We start from the raw sequence: 18,557 nt of genomic DNA, 5'->3' as shown, positions 1-18,557 counted from the left end.
GCAGAGAGTACGCACAGCATTCAGCGCAACCCATGGAGACGCAACACGAGCCGTCCGGACGCCGCAGGTCAGAGCGCATATCCCGTGAACAGTCAACACAGCGCCTGCAGAGCAAAGCCCCAGTAGGGAGTTCCGCTTCAACGTCTGAGATCGCGCAACGGTGGCGGGGCCGCGGGTACCGGGAGCACCGGCGGGTCAGGCCCGTCCGCGCTGGTCCACCGGTCGCTCGCGGTAGTCGCGCCAGGCCCGACGCGCATTGTCGCGGGTTCCGGTCGGGTGAGTCTCGTGCCACGCGCGGGTGAACCGGTTGTACTCGAACTGCGAGTCGATCGGCTTCGCGTCCCGTCCGCGGGTCGATCGGTAGTGATCGAGTGCGTCCTGCATCGTGTGCGTTCCGTCGGTTCCGGCGAAGAAGGCGCGCATCTCGGCATCGAAGCTGAAGTGAGCTCCCACCTGCTCGACGAACCACGCCCGGACGACCTGGCTGCACCGCTGGCCCCGCGGTATGACCGTCTGGAGCGTCAACGGGCCGGCGAGCTGAGCTCCCGCGGAGCGCGCGGGCGCCGGTGGCTCGTCGAAGAGGGCGCCGTCCAGCGCCGCCGCGATTCGGCGGGTCAGCAGGTCCTTCCCGCCCGTCGCCCTGACGCCGAGTCTTCTGGCGGCCCCCGGCCTGACATCGAGCAAGAACGGTCAAGCCGAGGGCGCCCCGTTCCACTGATAATCACAGCATGACCGCACGACGCCCGGGACGAGATCGCATCCGCGAGCTGCTCGACGCCGTTCTCGCCAAGCACGAAGGCGGCGCAGTCCTGAACACGCTCGCGGCGGACGCCCACTCGTCGTCGTTCCACTTCAGTCGTCAGGTGAGCCGGGCGGCAGGAGAAGCGCCGGCGGCGATGCGGCGGCGTGTCCTCCTCGAGCGCGCGGCCTGGGAGATCCAAGGAGGACGCAGCGTCACCGATGCGGCGTTCGCAGCGGGATACGACTCGGTCGAGGGATTCTCGCGCGCGTTCTCGCGGGCGTTCGGGTGCCCTCCTGGCGCCATGCCGCCGCGACACGACCGGGGCCACTGGCTGCCTGCACCGAACGGCATCCATTTCCACTCCCCGACGGTGCTCTACGTCGACGCGGGACGGGAGATCTCGGCCGGCGACGTCGTCGCCTTGATGATCCGGCACGACCTCGACGACACCGCCGCGGTGCTCGCCGCCGCCGAGGGGGTTGACGACGACGAGTTCCGGCCCGAGAGGTTGCCGGGACACAGGGTGCTCGAGTGGGCGGGTGACGAGACGACGCTCGCGAACGTCCTGCACCACCTGGCCTTGGACAAGCTGCCCTGGCTCGCGTGCATCGAGGGGGAGGACGAGCCGGACCTCGGCGTGGAGGACGACGTCGCGAGTCTCCGCAGGCGGCACTCCGAGATCGCCGCGCGGTGGCTGGCCATGACACGCGATGTGGAACGCCGTGGCGCGTGGGGCGACCGGGTGGTCGACGCGCTCTGTGACCCACCCGAGTCGTTCCTGCTGTCGCAGATCGTCGCCCACACCCTCACGTTCTCGGCCCACCGCCGCCAGCTCGCGCGCTGGATGCTCGCGCAGGCCGGCGTCGACATCAGGCACCTCGATCCCGACCCGATCATGTGGCACCGCCGCGCCTCAGGAGGACTGTCATGACCCGCTACCGCTACTCCACCGCCACGACCCTCGACGGATTCCTCGCGGACGACGACCACTCGCTGGCCTGGCTGTTCAAGCAGGACATCGACGAGAACGGGCCGGGCAGCACCGACGCGTTCCTCACGGAGGTGGGGGCGCAGGTCATGGGGGCGTCCACGTACGCGTGGGTGCTCGAACACGACCGTGACTGGTTGCCCGAGATCCCCACCTTCGTGTTCACCCACCGGGAGCTGGAGGCGGTGAATGACCACGTCTCCTTTGTCGCGGGCGCCCCGTCTGATCACCGCGAGTCGCTGGAGTCCGCGGCCGGTGGTCGCGATGTGTGGGTGATGGGTGGCGGCGGGCTGGCAGCCGAGTTCGCCGGGGCGGGGATGCTCGACGAGGTGGTGGTCTCGATCGCGCCCGTGACCCTCGGTTCGGGCAAGCCACTCTTCGGCGGCGCGTTCGACCTCGAGCTGAAGGGGTGCGATCGCAACCGCGTCTTCGTGGTTGCCCGGTACGACGTCCGGGGATCTCTGTCAGACTCGTGAAGGTCGGCCCGTACCGCAGGCGGCAGCGCAAGAGGTCCAGCGTCGCCGGGGAGCGCGGAGCCGGTCGCGCAGACGGAGAGGGGAGCCAGTGACTGTTCTACGCGAGGTGACCGGTGTGATCGCTGCGGGCCTTGGCGGCGCCCTGCTCGCCGACGCCGTGCCGCACACGGTCAAGGGAATGACCGGCGAGCGGTTCCCGACGCCCTTCGCCACGCCCCCGGGAGTCGGGTTGTCCCCGCCACTGCACAACGTGGCCTGGGGCGTGCTCAATCTCGCGGCGGGTGGCGCGCTGGCACGCCGCGTGGGATCTCCGAAGGACAGGGCCGCTGCAGCCACCGGCGGCGTCGCCATGGCATTCGTCCTCGCGCACTACTTCGGCGGCCTCGACCTCTCCGGAGATCGGGCGGGGCGCTGACCGGAGTGCCGCGGCGGTCGTTGGTGGCCCGGGGTCGTGGCGGTCGGGGGCATCGCATGCAGGGCGGGGCCGGCGCTCGCAGACCCGGCCCGATCCGTCAGGCGTGAGAGGTGACGAGCTCCTCGCGGACGAGGCGTGTTCCAGCGCTGAGTGCGCTGAGCTTCGCGAGTGCGACGTCCCGCGACAAGGGCGCCATGCCGCAATTGGTGCTCGGCAGGAGCTTGTCCGCGTCCACGAACTCGAGCGCGCTGCGGAGCGTGTCCGCGACCTCCTCAGGAGTCTCGACCTTCTCGCTCGCCACGTCGATCGCCCCGAGCATGACCTTCTTGCCGCGCAGTAGCCCGACCAGGTCGATCGGGACGCGGGAGTTATGGGACTCCAGAGAGATGATGTCGATACCGGACTGCTGCAGGAGGGGAAACGACTCCTCGTACTGCCGCCACTCCGAGCCGAGCGACGCCTTCCAGTCGGTGTTGGCCTTGATCCCGTAGCCGTAGCAGATGTGGACGACGGTCTCGGCGCGCAGTCCTTCGGCCGCGCGTTCCAGGGCCGCCACGCCCCAGTCCTTGAGCTCGTCGAAGTAGACGTTGAAGGCCGGCTCGTCGAACTGGATGATGTCGACCCCCGCGGCCTCGAGGTCTCGCGCCTCCTGGTTGAGGATCGCCGCGAACTCCCACGCCAGCGCCTCGCGGCTGGAGTAGTGGCGGTCGTACAGCGTGTCGATCATCGTCATGGGCCCGGGGAGAGCCCACTTGATGGGCTTGTCGGTCTGCTGCCGCAGGAACGTCGCGTCGTCCACGAAGACCGGCTTCTCGCGGCTCACGGCGCCCACCACGGTGGGCACGCTGGCGTCGTAGCGGTTCCGGATGCGCACGGTCTCGCGCTGCTCGAAGTCGACCCCGTCGAGATGTTCGATGAAGGTCGTCACGAAGTGTTGCCGGGTCTGTTCGCCGTCGCTGACGATGTCGATGCCGCGATCGCTCTGCTCCTTCACGGCGATACGCAGCGCGTCCTGCTTACCTTCGATCAGCTCGGGGCCCTCCAACCTCCAGGGCGACCAGAGGGTCTCCGGCTGTGCTAGCCACGACGGCTTGGGCAGGCTGCCGACGGTGGTGGTGGGCAGGATCGGGGACATGATCGACTCTCCTCTGGTGCTCATCCGACGAGCACCGGGTAGCGGGCGGCCCACTGTTCGAGCTGCGCTCGGTGCGGCTTCATGAGGGCTTCCTCCGTGAACCTGCCCTGCGCCTTGCCGAGCCGGTTGCGCTCCTCGCGGTCGTACACGATCGGGGTGGGCGAGAAGTCGCCGTGATCCAGGGTCGGGCGGTAGACGTCCGCGGCAGGGGAGTGAGCGTTGTAGATCTCCGGACGGTAGATCTTCTGGAAGGTCTCCATCACGCTGATGGTGCCGATGAGCTGCAGGTCCGTGTAGTCGTGGAGCAGGTCACCGCGGAAGTAGAACGCGAGCGGCGCGACGCCGCCCGGTGGCATGAAGTACCGGACCTCCAGCCCCATCCGGGCGAAGTACTCGTCGGTCAGCGAGAAGTCGTCCTGCTGGTACTCGGTACCGAGGACGCGATGGTGGTGTCCGGTCCGGCGGTAGGTCCGGCTCGTCGACACGCTGATGCAGATAACCGGCTCCGCGGAGAAGCGCTCCCGGTACGCCTCCGAGGCGACGAAGCGCTGAAAGAGTCTGCCGTGCAGGTCGCCGAAGTCGTCGGGCACGGTGAACTCAGCGGTGTTCTCGTTGGCCGCCGGCAGGAGAACGCTGAAGTCGTAGTCCCGGACGTAGGACGAGAAGTTGTTCCCCACGATGCCCGGGTGACGCTCACCGGTGTCCCGGTCGAGGATCTGGACGTCCAGGACCTCGATCAGCGGGAACCGCTGGCTCTCGCCTGCCGAGGTGAACTGCAGATCCGCGGACACGATCTCCAGCTCGACGGTGTAGCGGTCCTGGCTCGGGTCGTGCCGGCCGGCGAGTCCGTTGAACCGGTCGTCGATCATGGCGAGGGCGCGGCGGAGGTTCTGCCGGCGGTGCTCGCCCCGTGCCAGGTTGGCGAAGTTCGTGGTGGTGCGGGAATTCTCCGACGGTGAGTAGTCCTCGTCGAAGCGGGTGGTGGTGATGCTGAACGCGAAGTCGTCCGACATGTACATCCAATGCGGGTCTCGATCGGCCGGGCTCGGCCTTGCGGAAAATCTGTGCCCTCATCCTGCAGCCCCAGTTCAGGCATCGGGTAACTACCGTTTGCTATGCGTCTCTATAGTCTGTGCCTATGGGCAGGGCATCCAGGGGCATCACGCTGCAACAGTTGGAGTACTTCATCGAGGTCGCGGCGGAGGGGTCGATCACGGGCGCGGCGGAGCTCCTCTACGTCGCCCAGCCGACCATGTCCGCCGCGATGAAGGACCTCGAGTCCAGGGTCGGGCGCACGCTGCTCTCGCGGTCCGCCCGGGGTGTGACGCTGACCGAGGAGGGTGCGGAGTTCCTCGGCTACGCCAGACAGGTCGTCGAGCAGATGTCCCTGCTCGAGCAGCGGTATCTCGGCCAGCCACCGTCCCGCCGACTGCTCGGGGTCTCCGCGCAGCACTATTCCTTCGTGGTCGAGGCGTTCATCAGAATGGTGCGGTCCGCTGACGTGGAGCAGTACGAGTTCTCTCTTCGCGAGACGCGGACCTGGGAAATCATCGAGGACGTCCGGACGCTCCGGAGCGAGGTGGGCATCCTGTACCGCAACGACTTCAACCGGAAGGTCATCGACAAACTCCTGCGCGATTCCGGTCTCGTCTTCCACCCGCTCTTCGCGGCGGTCCCGCACATCTTTATCTCGAGGAAGAACCCGTTGGCCGCCCGCGAGCGGGTCACGCTCGGTGACCTGACCGACCTGCCCCGGCTCACGTTCGACCAGGGGGCGAACAACTCGTTCTACTTCGCCGAAGAGATCCTCTCCACCCTGTCGAGCAAGCGGGAGATCCGGGTCGCCGACCGCGCGACCATCTTCAATCTGATGATCGGACTCGACGGGTACACCATCTCGACCGGCATCATCAGTGACGACCTCGACCCGGAGATCGTGGCGATCCCGCTCGACGTGGACGAGAGCATCGAGATCGGCTGGATCAGCCACTCCGGCATTCCGCTCACCGAGCAGGCGCTGCGCTACCTGGCCGAGGTACGGGCCGTCGTCGCGGACTACGGAATCGACCTACTCGACTCGCCGTGACGCGGGTCGGAGTCTCGGCTTACTGTTCAGCGCTCGTCGCCTACACCACAGCGTGACCGGCCCGCTGGTTCTCCACAGGCGAGCCGAAGCCGGATCCTTCATCCACAGGTGGCCGCGCACGAGCTTCTCAGCACGTCGCTCTCCGCGATGCTGGGCTCATGGGAATCCGTTACTACGCATATGCCTTCGACGCCGACGCCACCCAGGGCGTGCTCGCCGACCCGCGCGCCTACATCAGCGCCGACCCCTTGGCGGATGCCTGGGGTTTTCCGCCCGGGTCCACGGTCGCCGCGACCGACTTTCGACAGGGCCCTCGGGAGGAGGACATGCTCTACCTGGACAAGGCGTGGAGAAATCTGCAGTTGATGACGTCACCGTCTGATCCGACTGACGAACCCCGCCCGGCGTATCGCATGTTCGAGGGCGACGTGACGCCGCTTGCGAACTGGGAAGGGTGGCTGCCGTGGGTTCGGGCGATCCCGCCAGAGGACGTCGCCCCGATCGCCGATGATCTGGACACACTCACCCGTGCGGACTTCGTTCCCTGTCTGCCCCCTCGTGACGGAGATGAGCCGGGCAACGAGTCGGAAGCGGAGTACGTGGACCACTACGTGAACCGGACGAGACGATTCCTCCGCGGACTCGAAGAGTCCGGCCGGGGCTTCGCGTACCTGATCGGGTAGCGGGGAGCACGGCTTCCCCGGGCCGACCGTCGTGCCCGGGGGAGCCGTGCCAGTCTGCGCCGCCACAGCAACTGCGCGGATACGCTGCCCGCCTGATCACAGTCCTCCCCACATCGAGCTCACCGCATCGCACTGGGGGCCTGACCGGCACGGCCGCCACGGGTGACGTTCTGGCGAGGAGATGAGTCGATTCTCAGGCTCGCGGGGGTGAAGTTGCCGCGGTCGCCGCACTCATGGATGGTGTGGTCATGAGCTTCACCGTGTACCTGTCCGGCGAGATCCACACTGACTGGCGCGACCAGATCCGGAGCGGCGCAACGGCCGCGGGCCTCGATGTCACCTTCACCGCGCCGGTCACCGACCACCCGGCCAGCGACGGCGCGGGCGACCACCTCGGCGAGACCGACAGCCCCTTCTGGCGCGACCACCAGTCGGCGAAGGTCAACGCGATTCGTACGCGCACGTTGATCGAGCAGAGCGACCTGGTGGTGGTGCGGTTCGGGGAGAAGTACAAGCAGTGGAACGCCGCCTTCGACGCCGGCTACTGCGCGGCCCTCGGCAAGCCCTACGTGACGCTCCACGATGCGGAGATCGTCCACCCGCTCAAGGAGGTCGACGCGGAGGCCCAAGCCTGGTGCACGACCACCGACCAGGTGGTGGAGATCCTCCGCTACGTGCTCGAGGCGTGAGTCCGGCAGCGCCCACGACGGGTGTGACGCTGTCGCCGTGGGCGTGAGGGCGCGACCCCGGCGGCCCTCCCCGCTGCGGGGTCGGCGACCGACGAAGCAGGATCTCGCCGCCTTCGCCGATCTGCAAGAGGACGGCGTCGACGACGTCCTGCCGGTCGACCCCGGCGCGCTACGGCTGCTCATCGTGGGCATCAACCCCGGCCTCTGGACCGCGGCCGTCAACGCGCCCTTCGCACGGCCCGGCAACCGCTTCTGGCCGTCTCTCCATCGCGCCGGGCTCACCGACGACCTCGTCGACGCCTCGGCCGGACTCTCCGACGCGGACGAGGGAAAACTCCTCGCGGCCGGCATCGGGATCACCAACCTCGTCGGGCGCGCGACCGCGCGCGCGGACGAGCTCTCCCGCGAGGAGCTGCGGGAAGGTGGAGCGCGTCTCGCGGAGCGCGCGAAGATGCTGCGCCCGGGGGTCGTGGCCATCGTGGGGATCACCGCGTTCCGGACCGCGTTCTCCCGCCCCGGCGCGACCGTGGGAAGGCAGGACAGCACGACACTGCCCGGGTGGCCGGAGGGCGTCGAGCTGTGGGTCGTGCCGCAGCCCAGCGGGCTGAACGCCCACGAGACCATTGATTCGCTCGCCGAGCACTGGCGACGGGTGTGGGCTGAGGCGCAGGCCCGCGCTCCGCACCCCGGTCAGGCGGAGGACGTCGGTTCACCGGAAAGCTGATCCATCCACCAGCGGTATCCTGGTGTTTCGAGACGGGCCGGGAGGGCGACGATGGCTGTAGTGGTACAGGTGAACTTCTCGATGCGCGGCCCCTGGGGCGCGGAGATGGCGGAGGCGTTCCGAGGGCTGGCGGAGTCGATCAACGCCGAGCCGGGTTTCCTCTGGAAGGTGTGGATCGAGGACGAATCGGCCGGCCGGTCCGGAGGGATCTATCTCTTCGACACCCGCGCGAACGCCGAGGCCTACGTCGCGATGCACACCGAGCGTCTCGCAGGCTTCGGGATCACGGACGTGAGTGCCATCTTCTCGGACGTCAACGAGGACCTGAGCACGCTCAACCGCGCCAGGCTGCCCTGAGCCCGCCGAAATGACGTCACAGCGCGCGGCAGGCGGCCGGCCCCCGCCCGCCCGCCGTCTGACCGCGCCGACCCCCGTCCCGGCCACGACCACGGTCTCGCGACCGGCCGCCACCATTGTCGTCGATGAAGGGCACGCCGGCCGTCGGCTGGACAAGTTCCTGCGATCCCAGCTCAGGGGTGTGCCGGCGGGGCTGCTGTTCAAGCTTCTGCGCCAGGGCCGGCTGCGGGTGAACGGTCACCGAGCCGAGCAGAACTACCGGCTCGCCGAGGGCGATGTGATCGACCTCCCCGCGATGCAAGCCGGGGCCCCCGCCACGACGGTGACGCGGCCACCTACCGCCCTACTCGACCGGATGGCCAAGGCCGTCCTCTACGAGGACTCGAACCTACTGGTGGTGGACAAGCCCGCCGGGGTGGCCGTGCACCGAGGCTCGGATATGCCCGCCGGCGTCATCGAGACGCTGAGATTCCTCTGCCCCGACCTGCCCGGTCTCGAGTTGGGCCACCGGCTCGACCGCGACACCTCCGGGGTCCTGGTCCTTACCAAGACCCCGCCGATGCTGCGTCATCTCCACGAGATGCTGCGCGATCGGGAGAAGGAGATCGAACGGCATTACCTGGCGATCGTCGCGGGGCAGTGGCCTGCGAACCTCAGGGTGCTGGAGGCGCCGCTCCGGAGGCGAGACGCCGATGTGGTGGTGGACCCGCGGGGCCAGCGCGCGGAGACCCACGTCAGGGTCCGAAGGCGCGTGGGGGACTGGGCCACCCTGGTGGACGTGCGGCTTTTCACCGGCCGCAAGCATCAGATCCGCGTCCATCTGCAGCACGCCGGACATCCGATCGCCGGCGACGACCGGTACGGCGACCCCCGGTTCGACAGTGTGGTCGCGTCGCGTGGCGGTTCCGGGCTCCACCTACACGCCGCGAGGATGGTCATCCCGCTGCCCGACGGCCGCGACGTTGTGGTGTCGGCGCCGATGCCGGAACGGTGGCGGCGGGTGCTGGGCACCCCGGCGACGGGCGGTGCCGGGCGGGGGTCTCGTCGCAGCAGGCCGGTACGCAGCGGACGCTGACAGAGACCACCGCGCCCCCGTCGGAACATTTCGGCGGGGGCGCGGTCGGCTGAGGCGGGCGTGTCGGCTCAGTGAGCGGGAACGGCTGCCGACTCCGTCGACCCGGCGCGTGAGTCCAGGTAGCTGGTGATGGCCAGTCGGTTGATCGCCAATCTGCTGACGATGCCCACCATCGCGCCTGCGTCCCTGACGACCGGCACCTTCTTGAGGTGTGCGTCCGAGAGCGCGGCGACGGCGTCGGCGATCGAGGCTCCGGCGTCGATCGTCACGACCTCCCGGGTGGCCAACCGCATGACGTTGAGATCCGCGAGGTCCGCCATCGCGTCGACGAGGTCGTCGTCGGCCCCGATCGCGTAGGAGTAGATCGAGGTCGACGACGGGTGCGCCGCCGACAGGTAGCGCATGACGTCGCCGTCGGAGAGGAATCCGACCAGCGCGCCGTCAGCGTCGAGGACCGGGGCGCCGGAGATGCCGCGGACACCGAACGTGGTGAGGGCGTCGAGGACCGTGTCCGTGGAGGACAGTGCGTACACGTCGGTCTTCATGATCGACTCGACGGAGTCGACGGGGCGCGACCCGGTCTCGGACGCCGACGGGCGGGCGGTGCGCGCCGCCCGGTTCGCGGCGAACGCCAGCGCGATCCCGAGGAGGGAGACGATGACGACGACACCGACGGCGCTGCGGAAGCCCGTGAGCAGGGACTCGAACTCGTCGCCCCCGGAGTCGAGGTTGGCGCCGGAGACGGCGCCGTAGATGCCGGCGGCCAGCGACGTGCCCACGCAGCCCGCGATCTGGAAGCTGGTCGAGACCACGGTCACGCCGTGCGGCGCGGAGTCGCGGTCCAGGCTGGACAGCGCGAAGGTCTGCGACGGCCCGATCACCAGGGCGGTGGCCAGGACGGCCGGGATGTAGAGCAGGCCGAAGAGCAGGATCGACGAGTACCCGGCGGCGATGCCGACGCCGGTGACGAAGACCGCCATCACGAGGAAGCCGAGCGGGATCGACCAGCGGCCACCGTGCCGGTCGAACAGGCGGCCGGCCACCGGCCCGGCGACCACGGTGAGCAGGATGCCCGGCGCGAGGGTGAGCGAGGCACCCAGCGGCGAGATGCCCTGAGCCGCCTGCAGGAACAGCGGGATCACGACGTTCATCGCGAAGACGAACACCAGGCCCAGCATGGTCATCGACACGCCGAGGACGAACGCGCGGTTGGAGAACGGTCGCATGTCGATGAGCGGGTGCGCGATCCGACGCTGACGGACGACGAACACCCACAGAGCGGCGAGGCCGATGACCGCCGAGAGCGCGGCGTAGACCGGAGCACCGCCGAACGCGGCCGAGATGCCATAGAGGATGCCGACCAGGCCGACCGCGACGAGCAGGAACGACGGGATGTCCAGTACGGGGCGGCCCAGGTCAGCCACGGTGCGCAGCGCGATCGCGCCCGCGATCAGGACGAGCAGGGTCAAGGCGCCGAAGACCCACAGCAGGGTGGTCCACGGGGCGAACGTCAGCAGCACGCCGGAGAGCACGATCGCCAGGGAAGGCCCCAGGGTGGTCATCGCGGCCATGATGCCCATGTTCAGCCCGAGCTTCTCGCGGGGCGAGACGGCCAGCGTGATGTTCATGCCGATCGGGGTGAGCAGACCCGTCCCGATGGCCTGGAGCAGGCGGGCGATCAGCAGTACCTCGAAGGACGGGGCGAGGGCACCCATAATCGAGCCGATGACCATGACCGCGACGACCGAGACGAACAACTGCCGGGTCGGGAAGCGGTGGTACAGCACGTTCGAGACAGGGACGAACACGGCGGCGACCAGCAGATACCCGGTGGTGAGCCACTGCACGGTGTTCACGTCGACGCCGAAGTCGTTCATGATCGGCGTGAAGGCGACGTTGAGGAAGGCCTCGTTGAAGGTGGCGAGGAACGCCGCGGCGGCGGCGACCGCGATCATCCAACCGGCACGGCCGGGGACAGGCGCAGGGGCAGTATGGGATGAGGACAAGGAGTCTCCTGACGTCCGGCGGGTGGGGTTGATCGACCGTGCCGTGTCAGAAGGTCCCTGCGTGGACCCTCGCGTGTCGTGTCATCGATGCTTGAGTACGGCTGTGAAGCCGACGAACGAAGCTATCACGATTCCGCGTCGTCGCGTAAGCGCGTCCGGGTAATGGACCGGTTCATGGGGGCCCTGCGGGTCCGCCACCCCGTACCTGGCCGGGACGGGCCTACGGGCTGCCCTGTTAGCCTGACCAGGACATTCGCCGATCCGTCGAGGAGTATCACCGTGGAACTGAGCATGGACAAGGGCAACCGGTTCGTCGAGGAGACGCAGTCCCCGGAGTCGGCGGCGGCATGGAAGCAGCAGCTGGACGAGTTCGCGCCCGGGGCATCCGACTGGGTGGTCGGCGCGGTGTTCGGTGGAACCTACCAGCGGGACGGCCTGGAGCTCCGCGATCGCCAGATGCTCAACATGGCCGCCCTGGCCGCGATGGGCGGGACAGAGCCGCAACTCACCGGCCACATCAAGACGGCCATCGATGTGGCCGGGATGAGCCGGGAGCAGGTGGCGGAGTGCTTCGTGCACCTGATGCCCTACATCGGCGTGCCCAAGACGCTGGCCGCGATGCGCTGCATGAAGGCCGCGCTCGACAGCTGAACATCTTCTCTTGACGTCACTCCTACGTGGCGCCCGCCCACCCCGGCGGCGGGTCGATCTCCTCCGTGCCGCAGCGCCAGCCGGAGTGGAAGTCCTCGAAGGCAGACGGGGGAGCGCCGATCTCCTCGGCACGGTGCCTCATCGCGGCGAACCAGCGGCAGTAGTCGGCATCGTTGAAGTACCGCACCTGGCTCGGGGAGCCGAGGCCGCGCAGGATCTCGTCCGCCACGTCCCGCGCGCTCGTGCGGATCGAGACGGTGAGGTCCCCGACGTGGGGGAAGGCGCCCTCAGTGGCCCGGAACACCGCGTCTTCGTCCCTGGGTGGGAGATCCACCCCGTTCGGGAGGTTGTCGGCGGTGGTGACCTCTAGTCGCCAGTAGCCGACGGGACCGAAGTACGGCAGGGCGCGGATGCCGGCGAACCCCCGGTCATGGAGGTCCTCCACCGCGGCGAGCAGGAGTGGCCACACGTGTCGTGGGGCCGGGTAGTCGGTCGCGTCGGAAACGTCGGTCTCTCGATTCTCCCGGGAAATGGCGCACCGCACCCCGGGGCGGGCCCGGGGTGCGGTGCGGCTGCGGCGTGGAAGTCAGCCGGAGATGCTCGCGAGGGCGGCGTTGAACGTCTCGCTCGGACGCATCGCCTCCTTCAGCTTGTCGATCGCGGGCTGGTAGTAACCGCCCAGGTCGACCGGCTTGCCCTGCACCTCGAGGAGCTCGCCGAGGATGGTGTCCTTCTCAGCGTCGAGCTTGCCCGCCAGCGGCGCGAAGTGGGCCGCCAGGTCTGGGTCGTCGGACTGCGCGGCCAGCTCCTGGGCCCAGTACAGCGAGAGCCAGAACTGGCTGCCCCGGTTGTCGAGCTCACCGGTCTCCCGCGACGGGGACTTCCGGTTCTCCAGCAGTTTGCCGGTAGCGGTGTCCAGCGTCCGGGCCAGGATCGCGGCCTTGGGGTTGTCGTACTTGCGTCCGACGTCCTCGAGGCTGGCGCCGAGCGCGAGGAACTCGCCGAGCGAATCCCAGCGCAGGTGGTTCTCCTCGACGAGCTGCTGCACGTGCTTGGGCGCGGAGCCGCCCGCGCCGGTCTCGTACAGGCCGCCGCCGGCCATCAGCGGCACGATCGACAGCATCTTGGCGCTGGTTCCCAGCTCGAGGATGGGGAACAGGTCGGTGAGGTAGTCACGCAGGATGTTGCCGGTGACCGAGATGGTGTCCAGGCCACGCCAGGCGCGCTCGAGGGTGTACCGCATGGCGCGCACCTGGGACATGATCTGGATGTCCAGGCCCTCGGTGTCGTGCTCGGCGAGGTACTTCTTCACCAGGGTGATGAGGTTGTTCTCGTGCGGCCGGTACGGATCGAGCCAGAAGACGGCCGGCATGCCCGAGGCGCGGGCGCGGTCCACGGCGAGCCGGACCCAGTCGCGGATCGGCGCGTCCTTGACGGTGCACATGCGCCAGATGTCGCCCGCCTCCACGTTCTGGGAGAGCAGGACCTCGCCGGTGGCGGCGTCGACGATGTTGGCCACACCGCCGTGCTGGACCTCGAAGGTCTTGTCGTGGCTGCCGTACTCCTCGGCCTTCTGCGCCATCAGGCCGACGTTGGGCACGGTGCCCATGGTCCGCGGGTCGAACGCCCCGTTGGTCTTGCAGAAGTTGATGATCTCCTGGTAGATCCGCGCGAACGTGGACTCCGGGATGACGGCCTTGGTGTCCTTCTTACGGCCGTCGGCACCGTACATCTTGCCGCCGATACGGATCATCGCGGGCATGGAGGCGTCGACGATGACGTCGGAGGGGGAGTGGAAGTTGGTGATGCCGCGGGCCGAGTCGACCATCGCCAGCTCCGGGCGCGACTCGTGGCAGCGGTGGATGTCCTCGATGACCTCCTCCTTCTTGGAGGTCGGCAGGGACTCGAGCTTGTCGTAGAGATCGCCCATCCCGTTGTTCACGTTGACGCCCAGCTCGTCGAAGAGCTCGCCGTGCTTGGCGAACGCGTCCTTGTAGAACACGCGGACGGCGTGACCGAACACGATCGGGTGGCTGACCTTCATCATGGTGGCCTTGACGTGGAGCGAGAACATGACGCCCGTCTCCTTGGCGTCGTCGAGCTGCTCCTCGTAGAAGTCCAGGAGCGCCTTCTTGCTCATGAACATCGAGTCGACGACCTCGCCGGCCTCGAGCGGCACGGTCTTGAGGACATGGGTCTCGCCGTCCGGGGTCACGATCTCCATGCGGGCGTCGCAGGCGCGGTCCAGGATGATGGACTTCTCGCCGGCGTAGAAGTCGCCGTGGGTCATGTGCGCGACGTGGGTCTGCGACGCCATCGACCACTTGCCCATGGAGTGCGGGTTCGCCCGCGCGTACTCCTTGACCGCCTTCGGCGCGCGCCGGTCGGAGTTGCCCTGGCGCAGCACGGGGTTCACCGCGCTGCCGAGGCAGGAGCCGTATCGCTCGGCGATCTCCTTCTCCTCGGGCGTCTTGGGGTCGTACGGGTAATCGGGGAGGTCGTACCCCTTCTCCCGGAGCTCGGCGATCGCAGCGGTGAGCTGCGGCACCGAGGCGCTGATGTTGGGCAGCTTGATGATGTTGGTGTCGGGCTCCTGGGTCAGCCGACCCAGCTCGGCCAGGTTGTCGGGGACGCGCTGCTCCTCGGTGAGCCGCTCGGGGAACGCGGCGAGGATGCGGGCGGCCACCGAGATGTCACTGGTCTCGACGCCGATACCGGCGGGCGCTGCGAAGGTGCGGAGGACCGGGAGGAACGCCTCGGTCGCGAGCCGCGGTGCCTCATCGGTGAGGGTGTAGATGATCTTCTGGGGACCTTGGGTCATGGATGTCGACTCTTCTCGTTTCGGGCTGATCGTGTTCTTGTGGAACTGCGCCATCTGGCCGCCCACCATCATCCCCCGGGTCGGACCGACGGTGTCGGAGCCCCCGGCGGGACGATGGACGCCCCGTTCCGTGCGTACGGCCCGGGAATCGAGGCGGCCTCCCCTGCAGTGTGGTCCAACTGGCGCTCGCTCGCCGGGTTTCCCGACGTCGCCCACCCCGGTCGGGCCCGTTCTAGGCCGGGTCCGGGGCGCTGTCCACGGCGGTCGCCCGCCGGCCGGCGGACCAGGCGGTCCATAGTCGGTGGTAGATCCCGCCGTGGGCGACGAGGTCGTCGTGGGTGCCGCGCTCGACGATCCGTCCGGAGTCCATCACGAGGATGGTGTCCGCCCGAGAGGCCTGATCGAGCCGGTGGGCGATCACCAGGGCGGACCTGTCGCGGGTGACCTCGTCGGCCGCACGCTCCAGCGCCTCCGCGCCCGCCGAGCCGGCCTCGGCCGTGGCCTCGTCCATGACGATGACGGCCGGATCGAGCAGGAGGACGCGGGCCAGGGCCAGCTGCTGCGCGGCGACCGGATCCAGTTGGAGCCCGCGCGCCCCGACGACCGTGTCGAGCCCCTCCGGCAGCCGCTCGAACCACGCGGTGGCGTTGACCCGGCGCAGCGCGTCGAGCAGCTCGTCGTCAGTGGCCTCCGGTCTGGCCAGGGTGAGGTCCTGGCGCAAGGTCCCCGAGAACACATGGACCTCCTGGCTGACGGTGGCCAGACGGGCGATGCGCTCGCGGTCGGACAGCGACGACACCGGGTGGCCGTCGACGAGCACCTCGCCGGCATCCGGGACCAGGAGGCCCGTCAGTAGAGCGGCAACCGTCGTCTTGCCGGCGCCCGACGCACCGACGATCGCGACGGTCCGCCCCGGTTCGATGGAGAAGCTGATGTCGCGCACCGCCCACGAGCCGCCGTAGCTGAAGCTCACACCGCGCAGCTCGACCCGGCCCTGCGGCGGCTCGGCACCGCTGTCGGGCACCGGCACGGGCGGGTCCACCACCACGCCGACGATGCGGGACAGCGACGCGTAGCCCGACTGGACCACGTCCAGGATGCGCATGAAGGTCATGAGCGGACCCCGCAGGCGGATGATCATGAGCACCGCCCCGGTCACCGCGCCCACGGTGAGGGTGCCGGTGGCGACGAGGTGGTAGCCCACCGTGAGAGCGATCGCGAGCATGAGGAACTCGCCCACCAGCATCCAGACGTTGAGCACGAGCATCGTCGTGCGGGCCCGGATGCCCTTGCGCACCACGTCCCAGGAGGCGTTGGCGATCCGGTTGTGCATCCGGCCCTCGAGCGAGAACGCGCGTACGGTCGCCCGGCCACGGATGGCCTCGAGGACCCGTCGCGCCCGCTCGGCCATCGCCGCGCGTTCCGCGGCGTAGCGGCCCGGGGCCTTGCCGAGGTACCGGCGCGCGGCGACGTAATAGAGGGGCGCGACTACGAGGGGGACGACGAGGAACTGCCAGTCCAGGGCGAACAGCGCGATCACTGTCGCCACGACCGTCAGGGCCGAGGTGGACAGCGTCGGGACGGTCTCGGTGACCGCCGAGGACAGTTCGGCCACGTCATCGGTGGACCGGCTGACGAGGTCGCCGGAGCCCGCGTCCTCCACCCGGTGGGTGGGCAGTCCGAGCGCGGTGCCGACCATGTCCTGCCGCAGGTTGGCGATCACCCGCTCGGACAGCCGGGCCACCAGGTAGAAGCCGGATGCGCTGAGCGCCGCGCCGCCGACCGCCGCCGCCAACAGCAGTCCGCCGATCTGCCACAGCGACCCCCCGCGTTCACCGGTGACCAGGTCCACGATCCGACCCATCAGCTGGGGGATGAGCACACCCGCGGTCGCCCCGAGGCTCAGAAGGAGTAACGCCACCGCCAGCCACCGCCGGGCGTGGCGGACCCGGGAGAGCTGCCGGGCCACCTCGCGACGGACCTGGCCCGCGGAGGCGACCGGAAACCTCAGGGCGGTGTCGGTCTTCAGGGGTGGTGTCGAACTCGTCGTCGTCATCCCTCGGCCCCCACGAGCAGACCCTCCGCGGTCTCGCGCAGTCGCCGTGCGGTCAGCCGCGCGTCCGCGACGGCGTTCCACGCCGGGGCCGGGCTGAAGACGATCGTGGTCTTCCCGATCCGCTCACGGGCGATGTTGTCCGCGAGGTTCTGTTCGGTCACCGAGTCCACAGCGGTGGTGGGGTCCTGCAGTACGAGTACCTCCGGGGCGAGCGCGACGGCACGCGCGAGGGCGACGCGCTGCCGCTGACCGCCCGAGAGCATCCGCCCGCTCTCACCGACCCGCTTGTCGGGGCCGTCGGGGATGTCGTCGCAGCAGGCGACCCGCAGGGCGTGTTCCGCCGCCGCGCGATCGGGGTGGACGTTGTCCGCCACGCTGCCGTCGAACAGGTCGGCGGCGTGGGGCACGACCGCCACCCGCGTGCGGGGCAGTGACTCGAGGAGGCGGATCAGCTCGGCGTCGGTGCCGTCGACGACCGTCAGGCCTGACGGAAGGGCGCGGATGAACCGCTCCGTGGTGGCGGCGTCGGCCTCCGAGATACGCTCGAAATCCGCGCCGAGCACCTCGCGTATCCGTCGGCCGGACGCCTCCGCCGACGCCCAGCGGGAGGCGATGTTGCGGCCGAACATGGTCATGGGGACCACGAGGAACTGGGTGAGGCCGACCACCGTGATCAGCTCGCCGATAGTGACGTGCCCGGCGAGCGCCAACGCGCCCGCCGCGATCCCGAGCGTGGACACGAAGACGGCTCCGGTCGCCTCGGTGGCGCCGTTGAGCCGTGCCTCGGCGGCGTCGGCGTGAACGGTCTTGCGGTAGGCGTCGTCCGACACCTCGTCGTAGCGCCTCCGGACGGTGACGATGGCGCCCAGGCCCTTGAGGATCCGCAGCCCCTGCACCACGTCGGTCGCGGTGGCCGCGGCCTGGGCGATCGCCTGCTGACGCGCCACCGACCGGCGCTGCAGCGGCCGCGCCACCCGAAGCGCCACGATGACCAACACCGGGCCGCCGACCAGGGTGGCCAGGCTCAGCCACGGGTTGATCGTGAACATCATCGCCGCGCCGTATGTGATGGCCGCCGCCTCGGCGACGGGCATCACGGTCATCATGACGATGTCCCCGACGCGCGTGGTGTCCGACGAGGCGATGGACAGCAGGCCGCCCGCGGTGCGTTCCCGGCCCGCGAACCCGCGCGGGTCCTGGATGCGGTCGGTGACCGCGGTGCGCAGGTCGTGGCTGACGAGTTGCTGACTGCGGACCAACATGAAGCGTGCGGTCCAGTTGGCGACCATCGCCACCAGGAACACGCAGGCGAGCACGCCGATCCATAACCAGAGCCGGTTCAGACGGCCGGTGGCGATCGCGTCGTCGACTGCACGGCCCACGACGACGGGGGTGAGCCCGTTGCAGAGAAATCCCACGGCCATGCCGCCGGAGGCGATGAAGCTCCACGGACGCTGGGACAACGCCACTTTGAGGGTCCACCGCGGTGAGTCGACGGCGGGCAGCTTCGACCGGCGGCCCCCGGGCCCGGGAAGCGCCGAGTAGTCGACGATGCTGCCCGTTCCCGGGGACTGCGAGTTGTCGGGCACGAGGGTCGATGGTAGCGGCGGGACGCCGGGTTCCTGTCATCCGCGAGCGGTGGTCAGAGGCGGT

General features: G+C 69.2%; 18 protein-coding genes. 10 read left to right on the top strand and 8 right to left on the bottom strand.

The window, feature by feature from the left end; genetic code table 11:
* Window positions 1-195: 195 nt before the first annotated feature.
* Window positions 196-684 carry a DUF6434 domain-containing protein gene (locus DPA01S_RS04810; protein ID WP_061914302.1) on the bottom strand — a complete coding sequence of 163 codons (489 nt, stop codon included), beginning with the start codon at window positions 682-684 and terminating at the stop codon, window positions 196-198.
* 44 nt (window positions 685-728) lie between these two features.
* Here DPA01S_RS04810 and DPA01S_RS04805 point away from each other — a divergent pair, with 44 nt between their 5' ends.
* From DPA01S_RS04805 to DPA01S_RS04795, 3 genes are all read left to right on the top strand, one after another.
* The gene (locus DPA01S_RS04805; protein ID WP_061914300.1) at window positions 729-1,673 is read left to right on the top strand and encodes a helix-turn-helix domain-containing protein; all 945 of its coding nucleotides are present in this window, start codon (window positions 729-731) and stop codon (window positions 1,671-1,673) included.
* On the top strand, window positions 1,670-2,206 hold the full coding sequence (locus DPA01S_RS04800) for a dihydrofolate reductase family protein (RefSeq protein ID WP_061914298.1): 537 nt from the start codon (window positions 1,670-1,672) through the stop codon (window positions 2,204-2,206). The genes DPA01S_RS04805 and DPA01S_RS04800 overlap by 4 nt, the downstream gene beginning before the upstream one ends.
* An 88-nt stretch (window positions 2,207-2,294) precedes the next feature.
* A complete protein-coding gene (locus tag DPA01S_RS04795; protein ID WP_198150711.1) occupies window positions 2,295-2,621 on the top strand; it encodes a hypothetical protein in 327 nt (108 codons plus the stop codon).
* Window positions 2,622-2,718: 97 nt separating this feature from the next.
* Here DPA01S_RS04795 and DPA01S_RS04790 read toward each other — a convergent pair whose 3' ends face one another.
* Window positions 2,719-3,756 (bottom strand): methionine synthase, encoded by a 1,038-nt coding sequence (locus DPA01S_RS04790; protein WP_061914294.1) that lies wholly within the window; start codon window positions 3,754-3,756, stop codon window positions 2,719-2,721.
* Window positions 3,757-3,776: 20 nt separating this feature from the next.
* Entirely contained in the window at window positions 3,777-4,769 is a 993-nt protein-coding gene (locus DPA01S_RS04785) for a putative oxygenase MesX (RefSeq protein WP_061914370.1), read from the bottom strand.
* A 125-nt stretch (window positions 4,770-4,894) separates the two neighbouring features.
* On the opposite strand from DPA01S_RS04785, the gene DPA01S_RS04780 reads away from it, so the two are divergent.
* The 6 genes from DPA01S_RS04780 to DPA01S_RS04755 all read left to right on the top strand — a co-directional run bounded on the left by DPA01S_RS04780 (window position 4,895) and on the right by DPA01S_RS04755 (window position 9,370).
* A complete protein-coding gene (locus DPA01S_RS04780) occupies window positions 4,895-5,842 on the top strand; it encodes a LysR family transcriptional regulator (RefSeq protein WP_043567952.1) in 948 nt (315 codons plus the stop codon).
* 158 nt (window positions 5,843-6,000) lie between these two features.
* Window positions 6,001-6,525, top strand: a complete 525-nt coding sequence (locus DPA01S_RS04775; protein WP_007631358.1) for a DUF1877 family protein — start codon at window positions 6,001-6,003, stop codon at window positions 6,523-6,525.
* A 248-nt stretch (window positions 6,526-6,773) separates the two neighbouring features.
* Complete coding sequence (locus DPA01S_RS04770) at window positions 6,774-7,214, top strand: YtoQ family protein (protein WP_061914368.1); 441 nt, start codon at window positions 6,774-6,776, stop codon at window positions 7,212-7,214.
* A 37-nt stretch (window positions 7,215-7,251) separates the two neighbouring features.
* On the top strand, window positions 7,252-7,938 hold the full coding sequence (locus tag DPA01S_RS04765) for a mismatch-specific DNA-glycosylase (RefSeq protein ID WP_061914292.1): 687 nt from the start codon (window positions 7,252-7,254) through the stop codon (window positions 7,936-7,938).
* A gap of 51 nt (window positions 7,939-7,989) precedes the next feature.
* A complete protein-coding gene (locus tag DPA01S_RS04760; protein WP_061227611.1) occupies window positions 7,990-8,295 on the top strand; it encodes a monooxygenase in 306 nt (101 codons plus the stop codon).
* Between the two features lie 10 nt (window positions 8,296-8,305).
* Complete coding sequence (locus DPA01S_RS04755) at window positions 8,306-9,370, top strand: RluA family pseudouridine synthase (protein ID WP_232303019.1); 1,065 nt, start codon at window positions 8,306-8,308, stop codon at window positions 9,368-9,370.
* Between the two features lie 68 nt (window positions 9,371-9,438).
* On the opposite strand, the gene DPA01S_RS04750 is transcribed toward DPA01S_RS04755, so the two are convergent.
* Window positions 9,439-11,325: an MFS transporter gene (locus tag DPA01S_RS04750; RefSeq protein WP_061227612.1), complete on the bottom strand. Its 1,887-nt coding sequence runs from the start codon at window positions 11,323-11,325 to the stop codon at window positions 9,439-9,441.
* A gap of 330 nt (window positions 11,326-11,655) precedes the next feature.
* Between DPA01S_RS04750 and DPA01S_RS04745 the strand changes: the two genes are divergently transcribed.
* The gene (locus tag DPA01S_RS04745) at window positions 11,656-12,027 is read left to right on the top strand and encodes a carboxymuconolactone decarboxylase family protein (protein WP_061227613.1); all 372 of its coding nucleotides are present in this window, start codon (window positions 11,656-11,658) and stop codon (window positions 12,025-12,027) included.
* Window positions 12,028-12,049: 22 nt separating this feature from the next.
* Here the strand turns inward: DPA01S_RS04745 and DPA01S_RS04740 are convergent, their stop codons facing one another.
* From DPA01S_RS04740 to DPA01S_RS04725, 4 genes are all read right to left on the bottom strand, one after another.
* Complete coding sequence (locus DPA01S_RS04740; protein WP_061914290.1) at window positions 12,050-12,496, bottom strand: hypothetical protein; 447 nt, start codon at window positions 12,494-12,496, stop codon at window positions 12,050-12,052.
* A gap of 117 nt (window positions 12,497-12,613) precedes the next feature.
* On the bottom strand, window positions 12,614-14,848 hold the full coding sequence (locus tag DPA01S_RS04735; protein ID WP_007631378.1) for an NADP-dependent isocitrate dehydrogenase: 2,235 nt from the start codon (window positions 14,846-14,848) through the stop codon (window positions 12,614-12,616).
* Between the two features lie 232 nt (window positions 14,849-15,080).
* Window positions 15,081-16,904: an ABC transporter ATP-binding protein gene (locus tag DPA01S_RS04730; RefSeq protein WP_061914288.1), complete on the bottom strand. Its 1,824-nt coding sequence runs from the start codon at window positions 16,902-16,904 to the stop codon at window positions 15,081-15,083.
* Window positions 16,901-18,493 (bottom strand): ABC transporter transmembrane domain-containing protein, encoded by a 1,593-nt coding sequence (locus DPA01S_RS04725; RefSeq protein WP_109148725.1) that lies wholly within the window; start codon window positions 18,491-18,493, stop codon window positions 16,901-16,903. The genes DPA01S_RS04730 and DPA01S_RS04725 overlap by 4 nt, the downstream gene beginning before the upstream one ends.
* Window positions 18,494-18,557 lie beyond the last annotated feature (64 nt).

The organism is Dietzia papillomatosis NBRC 105045 (genome assembly GCF_001570845.1).
GTDB lineage: Bacteria > Actinomycetota > Actinomycetes > Mycobacteriales > Mycobacteriaceae > Dietzia > Dietzia cinnamea.
This window is presented reverse-complemented; position numbering and strand designations above follow the sequence as displayed.

Bases quoted from the DNA above. Each gene is read 5' to 3' on its own strand.
- DPA01S_RS04805 (WP_061914300.1), top strand. From the start codon at position 729: ATGACCGCACGACGCCCGGGACGAGATCGCATCCGCGAGCTGCTCGAC.
- DPA01S_RS04800 (WP_061914298.1), top strand. From the start codon at position 1,670: ATGACCCGCTACCGCTACTCCACCGCCACGACCCTCGACGGATTCCTC.
- DPA01S_RS04790 (WP_061914294.1), bottom strand. From the start codon at position 3,756: ATGTCCCCGATCCTGCCCACCACCACCGTCGGCAGCCTGCCCAAGCCG.
- DPA01S_RS04785 (WP_061914370.1), bottom strand. From the start codon at position 4,769: ATGTCGGACGACTTCGCGTTCAGCATCACCACCACCCGCTTCGACGAG.
- DPA01S_RS04780 (WP_043567952.1), top strand. From the start codon at position 4,895: ATGGGCAGGGCATCCAGGGGCATCACGCTGCAACAGTTGGAGTACTTC.
- DPA01S_RS04775 (WP_007631358.1), top strand. From the start codon at position 6,001: ATGGGAATCCGTTACTACGCATATGCCTTCGACGCCGACGCCACCCAG.
- DPA01S_RS04770 (WP_061914368.1), top strand. From the start codon at position 6,774: ATGAGCTTCACCGTGTACCTGTCCGGCGAGATCCACACTGACTGGCGC.
- DPA01S_RS04760 (WP_061227611.1), top strand. From the start codon at position 7,990: ATGGCTGTAGTGGTACAGGTGAACTTCTCGATGCGCGGCCCCTGGGGC.
- DPA01S_RS04755 (WP_232303019.1), top strand. From the start codon at position 8,306: ATGACGTCACAGCGCGCGGCAGGCGGCCGGCCCCCGCCCGCCCGCCGT.
- DPA01S_RS04750 (WP_061227612.1), bottom strand. From the start codon at position 11,325: ATGATCGCGGTCGCCGCCGCCGCGGCGTTCCTCGCCACCTTCAACGAG.
- DPA01S_RS04735 (WP_007631378.1), bottom strand. From the start codon at position 14,848: ATGACCCAAGGTCCCCAGAAGATCATCTACACCCTCACCGATGAGGCA.
- DPA01S_RS04730 (WP_061914288.1), bottom strand. From the start codon at position 16,904: ATGACGACGACGAGTTCGACACCACCCCTGAAGACCGACACCGCCCTG.